The sequence below is a fragment of the Citrobacter sp. CK206 genome (assembly GCF_030333125.1).
In the GTDB taxonomy this organism is placed as follows: domain Bacteria; phylum Pseudomonadota; class Gammaproteobacteria; order Enterobacterales; family Enterobacteriaceae; genus Citrobacter_B; species Citrobacter_B koseri.
Genome location: NZ_JAOWGM010000029.1, coordinates 404480 through 419706 on the forward strand (window position 1 = coordinate 404480; position 15227 = coordinate 419706).

Consider the following 15227-nt stretch of genomic DNA (forward strand, 5'->3'; position numbering starts at 1 on the left):
AAATAACCTTTCAATTCATAATTTTGAGTCAATTTTGACACATTTCATCCACTTGAGTTTCATCGCCGCTTATTTCACTCTTCATGCCGAATACTCCTGATGTTCATACCAATATAAAATACAGGTGACGACATGTTATCAATATTTAAAACAGGGCCATCGGCGAATAAAGTTCCTGCTGAGAAAATTCAGGCAACTTATGGCCGATACCGTATGCAGGCGCTGCTTAGCGTATTTCTGGGCTATCTGGCGTACTATATTGTGCGCAATAACTTCACATTATCCACGCCTTACCTGAAAGAACAGTTAGACCTGAGCGCCACGCAGATCGGTTTGCTCAGCAGCTGTATGCTCATTGCGTACGGAATCAGCAAAGGCGTCATGAGCAGCCTCGCAGATAAAGCCAGCCCGAAAGTCTTTATGGCCTGCGGCCTGGTGCTGTGCGCTATCGTAAACGTCGGATTGGGGTTCAGTACCGCATTCTGGATCTTCGCTGCGCTGGTTGTCCTGAACGGCCTGTTTCAGGGGATGGGCGTCGGCCCCTCTTTTATCACTATCGCTAACTGGTTCCCGCGTCGGGAGCGTGGACGTGTGGGGGCGTTCTGGAACATTTCGCATAACGTTGGCGGCGGGATTGTCGCCCCGATCGTAGGTGCCGCGTTTGCAATCCTCGGCAGTGAACACTGGCAGAGCGCCAGCTACATTGTTCCGGCCTGCGTGGCGGTGGTTTTCGCCCTGATTGTACTGCTGCTTGGTAAAGGCTCGCCGCGTGAGGAGGGCCTGCCTGCGCTGGAAGAGATGATGCCGGAAGAGAAAGTGGTGCTGAAGACCAGACACGCCGTAAAAGCGCCGGAGAACATGAGCGCATTCCAGATCTTCTGCACGTACGTGCTGCGTAACAAAAACGCCTGGTATGTCTCCCTTGTGGACGTGTTCGTCTATATGGTGCGCTTCGGCATGATCAGCTGGTTGCCTATCTACCTGCTGACGGTGAAACATTTTTCCAAGGAACAGATGAGCGTCGCCTTCCTGTTTTTTGAATGGGCGGCCATTCCTTCTACCCTGCTGGCCGGCTGGCTCTCCGACAAACTGTTCAAAGGTCGTCGGATGCCGTTAGCCATGATCTGTATGGCGCTGATCTTCGTCTGCCTGATCGGTTACTGGAAAAGTGAATCTCTGCTGATGGTGACGGTTTTCGCGGCGATTGTTGGCTGCCTGATTTACGTCCCGCAGTTTCTGGCCTCCGTCCAGACGATGGAAATTGTTCCCAGCTTTGCCGTAGGTTCAGCCGTTGGCTTACGCGGATTTATGAGCTACATCTTTGGCGCCTCGTTAGGCACCAGCCTGTTTGGCGTGATGGTGGATAAAATGGGCTGGCACGGCGGTTTCTATCTGCTGATGGGCGGGATCGTCTGCTGCATTCTGTTCTGCTATCTCTCTCATCGCGGCGCGCTGGAACTTGAGCAACAGCGTAAGAACACTCAGCAGGAAGACGCCCCTTTAACACTGGCCGACGCACAATAATCGCCCACACCAGGGAAAAGAAAACCCCGGATAGCTTTTGTTATCCGGGGTTCGGCATGATCTGAAAGAAGCGGGATACGATATTCTTTGACACAAAAACAAAGGGGCTACCTTTCGGTAACCCCTTGTTTAATCTGGCGGAAGCGCAGAGATTCGAACTCTGGAACCCTTTCGGGTCGCCGGTTTTCAAGACCGGTGCCTTCAACCGCTCGGCCACACTTCCGGAATGAGGCGCACTATAAACATCCCGATGCGCCGTGTAAAGCCCGAATGTGTTCGTTTGCCTGAAAAACAGGCAAAAAGCTGTTAATAGCCTGAAATAACAACAGATTGACCATTTATTCAGCATAAAAAGAGGCCCGGCGGCAAATGTTCCGTTGCGCCTCTTTTATTATGCGCTCATCATCAACCTTTACTGCCGCCTCTTCTCCCCCGTCACGTTTTATGTCGGGTGGGTTTCGCGACAACGCCTGAAATAACATGCTTAACCTGTTAGAGATCAAATGCGTAAAGATGGGTAAAACCGCTGTGTGATTATCAGCGGTTTTATTATCCTCTTTCGCTAACTACATCTGTCATAAGAGAGTGACTCATGGATCGTATTATTACTTCTTCACGCGACCGCACATCGCTACTCAGCACCCATAAAGTGCTGCGCAATACCTACTTCCTGCTGAGCCTGACGCTGGCGTTCTCTGCGATCACCGCCACCGCCAGTACGGTACTGATGCTGCCGTCTCCGGGTCTCATTCTGACGCTGGTAGGCATGTACGGTCTGATGTTCCTGACCTATAAAACGGCGAATAAACCCACCGGTATCCTGTCGGCGTTCGCCTTTACCGGCTTCCTGGGCTACATTCTTGGCCCGATTCTCAACGCCTACCTCTCAGCGGGTATGGGCGATGTTATCGGCATGGCGCTGGGCGGTACGGCACTGGTCTTCTTCTGCTGCTCCGCTTATGTCCTGACAACGCGTAAAGATATGTCCTTCCTGGGCGGTATGCTGATGGCGGGTATCGTTGTGGTGCTGATTGGCATGGTTGCGAATATCTTCCTGCAACTGCCTGCGCTGCATCTGGCCATCAGCGCGGTGTTTATCCTGATCTCTTCCGGGGCAATCCTGTTCGAGACCAGCAACATCATCCGTGGCGGTGAGACGAACTACATTCGCGCAACGGTCAGCCTGTATGTCTCGCTGTACAATATCTTCGTCAGCCTGCTGAGCATTCTGGGCTTCGCCAGCCGCGATTAAGATATAAGAACGCATTAACCAGGCCCCGCTTATGCGGGGCTTTGTTTTTTGGTAAACTGACGCCAGTTTGACTAACGCTGTGAAGAATTTATGTTGATCTTTGAAGGCAAAGAAATCAGTACGGATAGCGAAGGCTATTTAAAAGAAACTGCGGAATGGAGCGAGCCTCTGGCAGTCGCGATTGCTGAAAAGGAAGGTATTACCCTCTCTCCTGAACACTGGGAAGTGGTACGTTTTGTGCGTGATTTCTACCTGGAGTTTAATACGTCTCCGGCCATCCGTATGCTGGTGAAAGCAATGGCGAATAAGTTTGGCGAAGAAAAAGGCAACAGCCGCTACCTGTATCGCCTGTTTCCGAAAGGCCCGGCAAAGCAGGCAACGAAGATTGCTGGCCTGCCTAAACCGGTGAAATGTATTTAATAGCGGATACGGAAACCTGTTAACTCCTCGCCAGGGCGATGTGGCTCACTCAGAACCCTTTCTACCCTGGCGCTACGTGGCCCGCCATCCTTCAGCCACTTCATCAGTTTGTCCACCTGTTCACTTTCGCCACAGGCCACCACCTCCACGCTTCCATCATCCAGATTGCGCGCATAGCCCGTCAGCCCCAGGCGCTGCGCTTCATGCTGCGTGGTATAGCGAAAACCAACGCCCTGAACCCGACCGTGTACCCAGGCGATTATGCAAACTTTCGACATTGTTGTGCTCCTTATCATCGCGGGGCGCGTTGCAAATCCTCGCAAAACTCAGGACAATGGCGCCCATTTCTTTGATTCGACAGAATAGCAAATTATGAGTGTACGTTTAGTGTTAGCCAAAGGGCGCGAAAAATCTTTACTTCGTCGCCATCCGTGGGTCTTTTCCGGTGCCGTAGCCCGAATGGAAGGTAAAGCCAGCCTCGGTGAAACCATCGATATTGTTGACCATCAGGGTAAATGGTTAGCGCGCGGCGCCTATTCTCCCGCCTCGCAAATTCGTGCACGCGTCTGGACATTTGATCAGGCGGAATCCATCGACATTGCGTTCTTCACTCGTCGTCTGCACCAGGCGCAACAGTGGCGCGACTGGCTGGCGAAAAAAGACGGGCTGGACAGCTACCGTCTGATCGCCGGTGAATCCGATGGCTTGCCGGGCATCACTATCGACCGCTTCGGTAACTTCCTGGTTCTGCAACTATTGAGCGCAGGCGCGGAATATCAACGCGCCGCGCTGATCAGCGCGTTGCAAACGCAGTATCCCGAATGTGCGATCTACGACCGCAGCGACGTCGCCGTGCGTAAAAAAGAGGGAATGGAACTCACCCAGGGGTCCGTCACCGGCGAACTGCCGCCGGCCCTGCTGCCCATTGAAGAGCATGGCATGAAGCTGCTGGTAGATATTCAGGGGGGTCATAAGACAGGCTATTACCTCGATCAGCGTGACAGCCGCCTGGCGACGCGTCGCTATGTGGAAAACCAGCGCGTGCTGAACTGCTTCTCCTATACCGGCGGTTTTGCCGTGTCGGCACTGATGGGCGGTTGCCGTCAGGTGGTGAGCGTTGATACATCGCAGGAAGCACTGGATATCGCGAAGCAAAACGTTGAGCTGAACAAACTGGATCTGAGCAAAGCCGAGTTTGTGCGTGACGATGTGTTCAAACTACTGCGCACCTATCGCGATCGTGGAGAGAAATTCGACGTCATCGTGATGGACCCGCCGAAGTTCGTCGAAAATAAAAGCCAGCTGATGGGGGCCTGTCGCGGCTATAAAGATATCAACATGCTGGCTATCCAGTTGTTGAATCCGGGCGGCGTGCTGTTGACGTTCTCCTGTTCCGGCCTGATGACCACAGATTTATTTCAGAAAATCATTGCAGATGCCGCAATAGATGCCGGTCGTGATGTACAATTTATAGAGCAGTTCCGTCAGGCTGCCGATCATCCGGTGATCGCTACCTACCCGGAAGGGCTGTATCTGAAAGGGTTTGCCTGTCGCGTCATGTAACTTGAAAAGTGGAATGTTACCCTCATATTGAGAGTATCTATTTCCCGGGAGGTGACTATGATTGCCAGCAAATTCGGTATCGGCCAGCAGGTCCGCCATTCCCTGTTAGGTTACCTCGGAGTGGTCGTGGATATCGACCCGGAATATTCGCTTGATGAACCGTCACCTGATGAGCTGGCGGTTAACGACGAACTTCGCGCCGCTCCCTGGTATCACGTGGTGATGGAAGATGATGAAGGCCAGCCTGTACATACCTATCTGGCTGAAGCCCAGTTAAGCAGTGAAACGCAAGATGAGCATCCCGAGCAACCCTCGATGGATGAACTGGCGCGCACTATTCGCAAACAGCTGCAAGCGCCGCGTCTGCGCAACTGATTCAACGTAAAATGCCCGATAGCGCGACGCTTATCGGGCTTACACGCTATGTCTGAGCCCTTATTTCGCCAGCCCTAAACGCGGAATCTCTATTGCCGGACAGCGATCCATCACGACTTTCAATCCCGCATTTCGCGCCAGCACGGCGGCCTGCTCATTAATTACGCCCAGTTGCATCCATAAGGTCCTCGCGCCAATGGCGATAGCTTCCTGCGCGACGCCCCATGCGGCTTCTGAATTACGGAAGACATCAACCATATCGACCCTTTCCGGTATGTCAGTCAGCTTCGCATAGCCTTTCTGCCCCAACAACGTGGTTCCGGCCACCTTCGGCGAGACAGGAATAACGTGGTAGCCCTGGTCGAGTAAATATTTCATCACACGGTAACTTGGGCGCTCGGGCTTATCACTTGCCCCCACCAGCGCGATGGTACGCGTGGACGTCAAAATGCCAGCGATATCGGTCTCTTTCATCATCTTTCTCCAGGCTGTTTTGCAAAGTGTACGACAAACCTGACATTGCAACCATTCATCCCATACGGACGTATGAGAGCAAAAGCTAAAAATATGTCTATATGTTAGTAAACATGATTAGCGAAAAATTTTGATACATTATTAACCGGGCGGTTTTTGGACAGGAGAACCCTATGAAAACCGGCATTATAACCATGTTATTCGTTCTGTATTTGCCGGTAACCGCCTTTGCCACGACCCTTCGTCTTTCAAATGACATTGACCTTTTAGTGTTAGACGGCAAAAAAGTCTCCAGTTCATTGCTGCGCGGCGCGGACAGCATCGAACTGGACAATGGCCCGCATCAGCTTGTGTTTCGCGTTGAGAAGACCATTCGCCTGTCCAGCCACGAGGAACGACTCTACATTTCTCCCCCGCTGGTGATCAGCTTTAACACGCAACTCATCAGCCAGGTCAATTTTCACCTTCCACATCTGGAAACCGAACGAGAAGCCGCGCATTTTTCCACCACGCCGCGTCTGGAACTGCTGGACGGCGACGCAATGCCGATTCCGGTCAAACTGGATATTCTGGCAATCACCTCGACCGCCAAAATCATTGATTACGAAACCGAAACCGAGCGCTACAACAAAGCCGATAAACGCGCCTCCTTGCCGCAGTTCGCCACGATGATGGCCGATGACAGCACGCTGCTTTCCGGGATCTCTGAGCTGGACGCCGTTCCGCCACAGTCTCAGGCACTCACGGAGCAGCGACTCAAATACTGGTTCAAACAAGCCGATCCGCAAACGCGTAATAACTTCCTGCAATGGGCGGAAAAACAACCGCCCTCCTGACATTTTATGTCGACGCTGGCGAGTATGACGAGTCGGCGCGCATTTTTTTCGTCTTTCTCTTGCAGCGTCAAGCGCTTCCAGTACTCTGTAGCAAGGTTAACTACGGAATTGAACTATGGAACTGACGACTCGCACCTTGCCTGCGCGCAAACACATTGCTCTGGTGGCGCACGACCACTGCAAACAGATGTTAATGAGCTGGGTGGAACGCCACCAGCCGCTGCTGGAAAAGCACGAGCTTTATGCCACAGGCACAACCGGAAACTTAATTCAACGCGCCACGGGTATGAACGTTAACGCGATGCTGAGCGGCCCGATGGGCGGCGATCAGCAGGTCGGCGCCCTGATCTCTGAAGGGAAGATTGATGTGCTGATTTTCTTCTGGGACCCGCTCAATGCCGTTCCGCACGATCCAGATGTGAAGGCGCTCCTGCGTCTGGCTACGGTGTGGAACATTCCGGTCGCCACCAACGCGTCTACGGCTGACTTTATTGTCCAGTCTCCCCATTTTAACGATGCCGTGGATATCCTGATCCCGGATTATCAACGTTACCTGGCTGAACGCCTGAAATAACGCTCCCACAGGCGGCACAAGCCGCCTGCTCTTAAGGCTTCCTCGCCACCGGCACGTCCAGATGCTTAAGATCGTCCACAAAGCGCGACGGATTCTCTTTGTTAAATAACAACCAGACCCGATGCCGGGCGCGCGTCAGCGCCACATACAGCAGTCGCCGCTCTTCCGCATCCGGGAAATCCTCCACCTGCGGCAGTAATGCTTCTTCCATAATCGACTCGCGCGCAGGCGCCGGGAAACCATCACTGCCTTCCTGTAACCCGACAATAATCACATAGTCAGCCTGCTGGCCCTTACTGGCATGGATGGTCATAAAATTCAGTTGCAGCTTAGGCCAGCGGGTCGCCGCTTTTTCAAGACTGGCTGGCTTCAGATGGTGGTAGCGCGCCAGCACCAGAATGCGCTCATCCTCTTTCGCATATCCTGAAAGCTTATCCAGCAAGGCATCCAGCTGGTTTTCATCCAGTAACGTTACCGCTTTCTTATCGCCCGCCGTCAGACTGTTAAGCGGCTTTTTGAGCTGATGCGGGTTTTGCTGGATAAAACGATTGGCGATTTCGCCAATGCGCCCGTTAAAACGGTAGGTTGTATCGAGGTCACAGCGATCGCCCTCGCCAAAAGAGTGATGAAACGCGGTCGTTAAAGAGAGCTGCGCCCCGCTGAAACGGTAAATCGCCTGCCAGTCATCGCCAACGGCAAACAGCGTGGTATGCGAATTTTGTTTGCGCAGCGCCGCCAGCAACGCCGCACGCTGCGGGGAGATATCCTGAAATTCGTCCACCAGAATATGCTTCCAGGGGCTGATAAAACGCCCCTTTTCCAGGATAACGATCGCCTGGTGGATAAGCCCGGAGAAATCGACGGCGTTCTCCTCTTTCAGCGCGCCTTTCCACGCTTTCAGCAACGGCGCCATCAATTTGATGCGCTTACTGAACAGATCGCGAATCTCCTCAGGCGCACTGGCGATCATCTCAGCCTGAGCGCCGCCATGCATTCGCATCAGGCTCACCCAACGGTCCAGCCGGGAGGCCAGACGGCGCTGTAGCTTTTCATCATCCCAGAAATTGCCCTCAGGCAGCGGCCATTGCATTTCCTCTTCCAGCCACTGCCGCCACCCTTTCGCCTGCGCTTTTTTCTCGCTGCACTGCTGACGCCAGGTTTTGATAAACAGTTTATGTCGCGCGGCAGCGTCATTTTCCAGTTTGCTGATGGTCGGGACTTTCTTACTCCCCTGCTGAATGATATGCAGCGCCAGGGCGTGGAACGTACGGGCGGCGATCGCGTCCGTATGCAATCTTTCACGAATGCGTTCGTCCATCTCTTCTGCGGCCTTGCGGCCAAAGGCCAGCAGCAGAATTTGCTCAGCCGCCGCTTCCCCCCTGGCTAACAGCCAGCCTGCGCGCGCGACCAGCACAGACGTCTTACCGCTCCCGGCTCCCGCAAGCACCAGCAAAGCATGTTCACCATTGACCACTGCTCTGGCCTGCGCCGGATTCAGCGGCGAGGACTCAATGTTCTGAAAGAAGTCGGCATATTCCGTCAGCATCACCTCGGTATAGGCCTGGTTATGCTGCTGGCGACATCCCTCGATATCGTTCAACCATGCCAGACAGCTACGCCAGGCATCGCGGCAGTTCTCGAACTCCTCCAGGCGATTAACCGGCAGCGGTAATGCAGCAAAAGCGCGGCGAATGTGTTGCTGTAATCCTGACGTTTGCTCACGCGTTAACCACCGTTTTTCTCCGGTTCGCTCGGCAATAAGATCCCGTTGTTCCTGTAAAACCCGGGCCGCCACCTCGCTCATCTCCTGGCTCCAGCGCTGCCAGTGCGCATCCAGGTAGTGATGAAAACGCTGCGTCTCTGCCCATTCAGTACCGTGCAGACGCACCACTTTGTCATCCGGGAGGACAAACTCAAGCTCCCCCCACACCAGTCCCCGTTTACAATGAATAGCCAGTAACTGATTGAATGGAATAAGATACTCGTGGCGATCGCCCGAGACTTTAATACCGGCATTGAGAATAACGGCCCGATCGTACGGGTGTTGCGCCAGACGTTTTCCAAGAGAAGTTGCTTTCAGTTCCATGACTCAGCGAATCCAGACGAAGAGTATTTCTTGTCAGTGTAACCGCCAGAGAAAACGTGCTCCAGCCCAAAAAAACGTTACAATTGCCTGCAATCACAGAAAACCAGAGTTAGCCGAGGGTTTATGCGTACTGTTCTGAATATTTTAAATTTTGTATTGGGTGGTTTTGCCACCACTCTGGCCTGGCTGCTGGCCACACTCGTCAGCATCGTGCTCATTTTCACATTACCGTTAACCCGCTCATGCTGGGAGATTACAAAACTTTCGCTGCTTCCCTACGGCAATGAGGCCGTTCATGTTGACGAGCTGAACCCGGCAGGGAAAAGCACGTTGTTGAATACCGGCGGTACGGTACTCAATGTTTTCTGGCTGATCGTCTTTGGCTGGTGGCTCTGCCTGATGCACATCGCCTCCGGCATTGCGCAATGCATTACGATCATCGGCATTCCCGTCGGCATCGCGAATTTTAAAATCGCCGCCATTGCGCTCTGGCCGGTAGGACGTCGCGTGGTTTCCGTAGAGACAGCTCGCGCGGCGCGTGAAGCCAGTGCGCGTCGCCGCTTTGAGTAATCAGGACTGATGGCCTTTATGTTAAGCCCCTTGCTCAAACGCTATACCTGGAACAGCACCTGGCTGTATTACGTTCGCATTTTTATCGCGCTGTGCGGCACAACGGCCCTGCCCTGGTGGTTGGGCGATGTCAAACTCACCATACCGTTAACGCTCGGTATGGTCGCCGCCGCCCTGACCGATCTGGATGACCGTCTCACCGGGCGTCTGCGCAATTTAATCATCACATTAATCTGTTTTTTTATCGCCTCCGCTTCCGTGGAACTGCTCTTTCCCTGGCCGTGGCTGTTCGCAATTGGATTAACGCTCTCTACCAGCGGATTTATTCTGCTCGGCGGTTTAGGGCAGCGTTACGCCACCATTGCTTTCGGGGCGCTGCTTATCGCTATTTACACGATGCTGGGCACCTCGCTTTACGACCAGTGGTATCAACAGCCCATTCTGCTCCTTGCTGGCGCCGTATGGTACAACCTGCTGACGCTGACCGGGCATCTGCTCTTCCCGATTCGCCCCCTACAGGATAATCTGGCGCGCAGCTACGAACAGCTGGCACGCTACCTGGAGTTGAAGTCGCGCTTGTTTGACCCGGATATCGAGGATGAAAGCCAGGCGCCGCTGTATGATTTAGCGCTGGCCAACGGACAACTGATGGCGACGCTGAATCAGACGAAAGTCTCTCTTCTTACCCGCTTACGCGGCGACCGGGGGCAACGGGGAACCCGTCGCACGCTGCACTACTATTTTGTCGCGCAGGATATTCACGAGCGTGCAAGCTCATCGCATATTCAGTATCAGACGTTGCGCGATCATTTCCGCCACAGCGACGTGATGTTCCGTTTCCAGCGCCTGATGTCGATGCAGGGGCAAGCCTGTATGCAGCTCTCACGCTGTATATTACTGCGTACGCCTTATCAGCATGATCCACACTTTGAGCGCGCGTTTACCCATATTGATGCGGCGCTCGAACGTATGCGCGCCGCTGGAGCATCCGCTGACTTACTCAAAACACTGGGCTTTTTGTTGTCCAATCTACGGGCGATTGATGCGCAACTGGCGACGATTGAATCCGAGCAGGCGCAGGCAATGCCGCGCAGCGAATCAGAAAACCTGCTTGCCGACGACAGCCCTCATGGGTTCAGCGATATCTGGCTACGTCTGAGCCGTAACTTCACCCCCGATTCAGCGCTATTTCGCCACGCGGTGCGTATGTCGCTGGTGCTCTGCGTCGGTTACGCGCTGATCCAGATTACCGGCATGACTCACGGTTACTGGATCCTGCTCACCAGCCTGTTCGTCTGCCAGCCGAACTATAACGCCACGCGGCACCGGCTGGCGCTGAGGGTCATCGGGACGCTGGTCGGCGTCGCCATTGGTATACCAATCTTGTGGTTTGTCCCCTCGCTTGAAGGCCAGTTGATACTGCTGGTCATCACCGGCGTCCTGTTTTTTGCTTTTCGAAACGTACAGTATGCCCATGCGACGATGTTCATCACCCTGCTGGTGCTACTCTGTTTTAACCTGCTGGGTGAAGGCTTCGAAGTTGCCTTACCGCGCGTGATCGATACGCTGATCGGCTGTGCGATCGCGTGGGCCGCCGTCAGCTTTATCTGGCCCGACTGGCGCTTTCGTAACCTGCCGTGTGTCCTGCAACGGGCCACGGATGCGAACTGCCGCTACCTGGACGCGATCCTTGAGCAGTATCATCAGGGGCGGGATAACCGGCTGGCCTACCGCATTGCCCGCCGTGACGCCCACAACCGTGATGCCGAGCTGGCCTCGGTGGTGTCGAATATGTCCAGCGAACCCGATGTCACTGCCGAAACTCGTGAGGCGGCGTTCCGGTTACTCTGCCTCAATCATACCTTTACCAGCTATATCTCTGCTCTGGGCGCGCATCGCGAACAGCTCACCAACCCGGATGTCCTGGCGCTGCTGGATGATGCAGTGTGTTATGTCGATGATGCGCTTCACCATCAACCCGCCGATGAACAGCGCGTTCACCAGGAGCTGGCAAGCCTGAAAGAGCGGATTCAGCACCTGGAGCCAAAACCAGACAGTAAAGAACCCCTGGTGGTGCAACAAGTCGGCCTGCTCATTGCATTACTGCCTGAGATTGGTCGTTTACAGCGGCAAATCACGCCGTCGCCTTCTGGTGCTCCGGCGTAAGCGACTGCGCCCACTCAGCAAGCTCCTGGCGGCGTACCGCCGGGAGCGCCGCTTCATGTACGCCAACGATCGCCCCTTCTAACGCATAGAGAATTTTCACCGTCAGCAGCTTATTGCTCTCTCTTAGCCGCAGCCAACACATTTTTGCGCCGAGTATCCGCAATGTGTTTTCATCATTAATTCCGGCCTCATGCAGAAGGTTCTCCAGATGAAACGTCACGTTTGGCAGATTCTTCAATCGACGTTGTGAAAAACGGGTACGTTTTTCTTTTATGGCAGCATCCAGCGAATACTGCGATAAAAGCACCAGCTGTTGTTGATCACGCCATAAGCTTTCATCCACCCGGTAATAATTCAACATAACGGGACGGCCACGTTTCATAAATGTTAACCAGACGGGGGAGTGCTTCACGCAGTACGCGACGCTTTGCTCACAGGCGCGCAGGTATAGCTCTCCCTCAGCCACCATCGCAAACACCGTATCCTCGATTGTCAGGCTGTAGCTACCAAACAGCGAACGATAGTGAACCGTGCCCAGAGAGGCTAAATATTCTTGCGATTTATAGATCTTGTCATAGGAACGTAATTTCATAAAATCCCTTTTAAATCATAAAGTAAAAGAATGATTTGCAGTAACAGATCCGTTAATGACGAAAATAGGCAACTTATTCTCAGTGAGCAAGATGAATTTCATTTTTACGGCGACAACAGATAAAAATTGCGAGTCTGTTTCCGAAAATAGGGTTGATCTTTATTGGCGGCAGGGTTACTGTATATTCATACAGTAACTCACAGGGCTGGATTGATTATGTACACTTCAGGCTATGCAAATCGTTCTTCGTTGTTCTCTTCCACTGCGGGCAGCATTGCGCGCGTCTCTTCAGAGAACACCACCGCCGGGCTTATTAGCGAAGTGGTCTATCGCGAGGACCAGCCCATGATGACGCAATTACTGCTTTTACCGCTGCTGCAACAATTAGGTCAGCAATCACGCTGGCAGCTCTGGCTGACGCCGCAACAAAAGCTGAGCCGGGAATGGGTTCAATCTGCGGGGCTGCCTTTAACAAAAGTGATGCAGATCAGCCAACTTTCTCCATGCCATACGCTGGAGTCGATGATTCGCGCATTGCGGACGGGCAACTACAGCGTCGTTATCGGCTGGCTGGCGGATGAGCTTAGCGAAGAAGAACACACCCGGCTTGCGCAAGCGGCAGATGAGGGAAATGCGATGGGATTTATCATGCGTCCTGTGAGCGCACACGCTCATGCCACGAGACACCATTCCGGGCTAAAAATTCACTCAAATTTATATCATTGAGTGAAATTAGGATTTATCCTGGAATTTTTTTTCTGCTCTTTCATCTGCTCTGAAGCTTAATACTTTTTGTGTGTGAATGCTTGTCAGAAGCGGTTTCCGCGATTTTCGCTGAGCGATTTCTCAGCAGGAAATGTTAAATATTATGTATACAAGCCTTTTTTTTTCATATGCCTGACGGAGTTCACACTTGTAAGTTTTCAACTACGTTGTAGACTTTACATCGCCAGGGGTGCTCGGCATAAGCCGCAGATATCGGTAGAGTAACTATTGAGCTGATCCCCCGGTGAAGGATTTAACCGTGTTATCTCGTTGGAGATATTCATGGCGTATTTTGGATGATAACGAGGCGCAAAAAATGAAAAAGACAGCTATCGCGATTGCAGTGGCACTGGCTGGTTTCGCTACCGTAGCGCAGGCCGCTCCGAAAGATAACACCTGGTACACTGGTGCCAAACTGGGCTGGTCTCAGTTCCATGATGTTGGCAACAACCAGATCGACAACAACGGCCCGACCCATGAAAGCCAACTGGGTGCCGGTGCGTTCGGTGGTTATCAGGTAAACCCGTACGTTGGTTTTGAAATGGGTTACGACTGGTTAGGTCGTATGCCATACAAAGGCAACACTCAAAACGGTGCATTCAAAGCTCAGGGCGTTCAGCTGACTGCTAAACTGGGTTATCCGATCACTGACGATCTGGATGTCTACACCCGTCTGGGTGGTATGGTTTGGCGCGCAGACGCTCAGAACAACACTGGCTTCAAAGATCACGATACCGGTGTTTCCCCAGTATTCGCTGGTGGCGTAGAGTACGCTGTAACGCGTGACATCGCTACCCGTCTGGAATACCAGTGGACTAACAACATCGGCGACGCAAACACCGTTGGCGGTCGTCCAGATAACGGCCTGCTGAGCGTTGGTGTTTCCTACCGTTTCGGCCAGCAGGAAGAAGCAGCTCCGGTTGCTCCAGCTCCGGCACCGGCTCCAGAAGTACAGACCAAGCACTTCACTCTGAAGTCTGACGTTCTGTTCAACTTCAACAAAGCAACGCTGAAACCAGAAGGCCAGCAGGCTCTGGATCAGATGTACAGCCAGCTGAGCAACCTGGACCCGAAAGACGGTTCCGTCGTGGTTCTGGGCTTCACTGACCGTATCGGTTCCGACGCTTACAACCAGGGTCTGTCCGAAAAACGTGCTCAGTCTGTTGTTGATTACCTGATCTCCAAAGGTATCCCGGCTGACAAAATCTCCGCACGCGGTATGGGCGAATCCAACCCGGTTACTGGCAACACCTGTGACAACGTGAAAGCTCGCGCTGCACTGATCGACTGCCTGGCCCCGGATCGTCGCGTTGAGATCGAAGTTAAAGGCGTTAAAGACGTTGTAACTCAGCCGCAGGCTTAAGTTTCCGTCTAATAAAAAACCCCGCAGTGCGGGGTTTTTTTCGTCTGAAACCAGAAGAAAGAAGAAACGAACCGCTACTCTTTCCCCAGTAATGCCTGCAAATCCTGCTTCAGGGTCGACATCTTGCTGGCGTATTTCTCTTTATGTTCCGCATCTTCAATCAACTGCACAATCGTTTCTGAAAGCGTTTTGCCACGTCGCTGCGCGAGTCCCGCCAGACGCTGCCAGACAATAAACTCCAGATCGATAGACTTCTTGCGCGTATGTTGATGCTCGGCATTAAAGTGTCGTTTACGCCGTGCTCGTATGGTCTGCTTCATACGGTTTAACAGCGCAGGATTCATATGCTCTTCAATCCAGGCATTTACCCGAACCGGTTCATTTTCGAGGGTTAGCAACAAATCAACGGCTTCTTTGGCAGCACTGGCTTCCACGTACCGGGTAATCAACTCCCCTTCGCGGTGCTTCTTCACCAGATACTTCCATTTCCAGCCGCTTTCAAGGTTTTCAAGTTGTTGATATTTCATTGCGCTCTCAACGTTACCGTGTAACTCCTATCAGAATATCAGTTTTTTGGGCATCTGAAGAAAAGAATATCCAGCCTGTGAACTCTCACGCGTCATCCTGCACGTTTACATTCGCTTTCCGCGTGTGCAGCGTTGCCTGT

Annotated in this window: 16 protein-coding genes and 1 tRNA gene; 11 read left to right on the top strand and 6 right to left on the bottom strand. The window is 53.0% G+C overall.

Annotation, left to right across the window (positions count from 1 at the left end; all coding sequences use genetic code 11):
* Positions 1–132: 132 nt before the first annotated feature.
* Positions 133–1524, top strand: a complete 1392-nt coding sequence (gene pgtP, locus OGX81_RS16915; protein WP_104868823.1) for a phosphoglycerate transporter PgtP — start codon at positions 133–135, stop codon at positions 1522–1524.
* Positions 1525–1659: 135 nt separating this feature from the next.
* On the opposite strand, the gene OGX81_RS16920 is transcribed toward pgtP, so the two are convergent.
* Positions 1660–1747 (bottom strand) — tRNA-Ser (locus OGX81_RS16920).
* 369 nt (positions 1748–2116) lie between these two features.
* Here OGX81_RS16920 and yccA point away from each other — a divergent pair.
* Both yccA and tusE read left to right on the top strand, forming a co-directional pair.
* A complete protein-coding gene (yccA, locus tag OGX81_RS16925; RefSeq protein WP_012132952.1) occupies positions 2117–2776 on the top strand; it encodes an FtsH protease modulator YccA in 660 nt (219 codons plus the stop codon).
* 90 nt (positions 2777–2866) lie between these two features.
* Positions 2867–3196 (top strand): sulfurtransferase TusE, encoded by a 330-nt coding sequence (gene tusE / locus OGX81_RS16930; protein WP_012132953.1) that lies wholly within the window; start codon positions 2867–2869, stop codon positions 3194–3196.
* Here tusE and yccX read toward each other — a convergent pair.
* A complete protein-coding gene (gene yccX / locus OGX81_RS16935; RefSeq protein WP_058668976.1) occupies positions 3193–3474 on the bottom strand; it encodes an acylphosphatase in 282 nt (93 codons plus the stop codon). The two genes, tusE and yccX, sit on opposite strands and share 4 nt — an antisense overlap.
* A 94-nt stretch (positions 3475–3568) precedes the next feature.
* On the opposite strand from yccX, the gene rlmI reads away from it, so the two are divergent.
* Positions 3569–4759, top strand: coding sequence for a 23S rRNA (cytosine(1962)-C(5))-methyltransferase RlmI (gene rlmI / locus OGX81_RS16940; RefSeq protein WP_104868824.1), 1191 nt, complete (start codon positions 3569–3571; stop codon positions 4757–4759).
* Between the two features lie 57 nt (positions 4760–4816).
* Complete coding sequence (gene hspQ / locus OGX81_RS16945; RefSeq protein ID WP_012132956.1) at positions 4817–5134, top strand: heat shock protein HspQ; 318 nt, start codon at positions 4817–4819, stop codon at positions 5132–5134.
* A gap of 60 nt (positions 5135–5194) precedes the next feature.
* Here hspQ and OGX81_RS16950 read toward each other — a convergent pair whose 3' ends face one another.
* Positions 5195–5608: a CoA-binding protein gene (locus OGX81_RS16950; RefSeq protein WP_049008447.1), complete on the bottom strand. Its 414-nt coding sequence runs from the start codon at positions 5606–5608 to the stop codon at positions 5195–5197.
* A gap of 173 nt (positions 5609–5781) precedes the next feature.
* Between OGX81_RS16950 and OGX81_RS16955 the strand changes: the two genes are divergently transcribed.
* Both OGX81_RS16955 and mgsA read left to right on the top strand, forming a co-directional pair.
* Positions 5782–6444 (top strand): DUF2057 family protein, encoded by a 663-nt coding sequence (locus OGX81_RS16955; RefSeq protein WP_012132958.1) that lies wholly within the window; start codon positions 5782–5784, stop codon positions 6442–6444.
* A 115-nt stretch (positions 6445–6559) separates the two neighbouring features.
* A complete protein-coding gene (gene mgsA / locus OGX81_RS16960) occupies positions 6560–7018 on the top strand; it encodes a methylglyoxal synthase (RefSeq protein ID WP_012132960.1) in 459 nt (152 codons plus the stop codon).
* Positions 7019–7049: 31 nt separating this feature from the next.
* Here the strand turns inward: mgsA and helD are convergent, their stop codons facing one another.
* Positions 7050–9104, bottom strand: a complete 2055-nt coding sequence (helD, locus tag OGX81_RS16965) for a DNA helicase IV (RefSeq protein ID WP_104868825.1) — start codon at positions 9102–9104, stop codon at positions 7050–7052.
* Between the two features lie 123 nt (positions 9105–9227).
* Here helD and OGX81_RS16970 point away from each other — a divergent pair, with 123 nt between their 5' ends.
* Both OGX81_RS16970 and yccS read left to right on the top strand, forming a co-directional pair.
* Entirely contained in the window at positions 9228–9674 is a 447-nt protein-coding gene (locus OGX81_RS16970; RefSeq protein ID WP_012132963.1) for a YccF domain-containing protein, read from the top strand.
* A gap of 18 nt (positions 9675–9692) precedes the next feature.
* On the top strand, positions 9693–11840 hold the full coding sequence (gene yccS, locus OGX81_RS16975) for a YccS family putative transporter (protein ID WP_024130467.1): 2148 nt from the start codon (positions 9693–9695) through the stop codon (positions 11838–11840).
* Here yccS and OGX81_RS16980 read toward each other — a convergent pair.
* Complete coding sequence (locus OGX81_RS16980) at positions 11809–12432, bottom strand: TfoX/Sxy family DNA transformation protein (RefSeq protein ID WP_104868826.1); 624 nt, start codon at positions 12430–12432, stop codon at positions 11809–11811. The two genes, yccS and OGX81_RS16980, sit on opposite strands and share 32 nt — an antisense overlap.
* 216 nt (positions 12433–12648) lie before the next feature.
* Between OGX81_RS16980 and sulA the strand changes: the two genes are divergently transcribed.
* Both sulA and ompA read left to right on the top strand, forming a co-directional pair.
* Positions 12649–13158, top strand: coding sequence for an SOS-induced cell division inhibitor SulA (gene sulA / locus OGX81_RS16985; protein ID WP_012132966.1), 510 nt, complete (start codon positions 12649–12651; stop codon positions 13156–13158).
* A 355-nt stretch (positions 13159–13513) separates the two neighbouring features.
* Positions 13514–14560, top strand: a complete 1047-nt coding sequence (gene ompA / locus OGX81_RS16990; protein WP_047463714.1) for a porin OmpA — start codon at positions 13514–13516, stop codon at positions 14558–14560.
* A gap of 74 nt (positions 14561–14634) precedes the next feature.
* Here ompA and matP read toward each other — a convergent pair whose 3' ends face one another.
* On the bottom strand, positions 14635–15087 hold the full coding sequence (matP, locus tag OGX81_RS16995; protein ID WP_012132968.1) for a macrodomain Ter protein MatP: 453 nt from the start codon (positions 15085–15087) through the stop codon (positions 14635–14637).
* Positions 15088–15227: the final 140 nt, after the last annotated feature.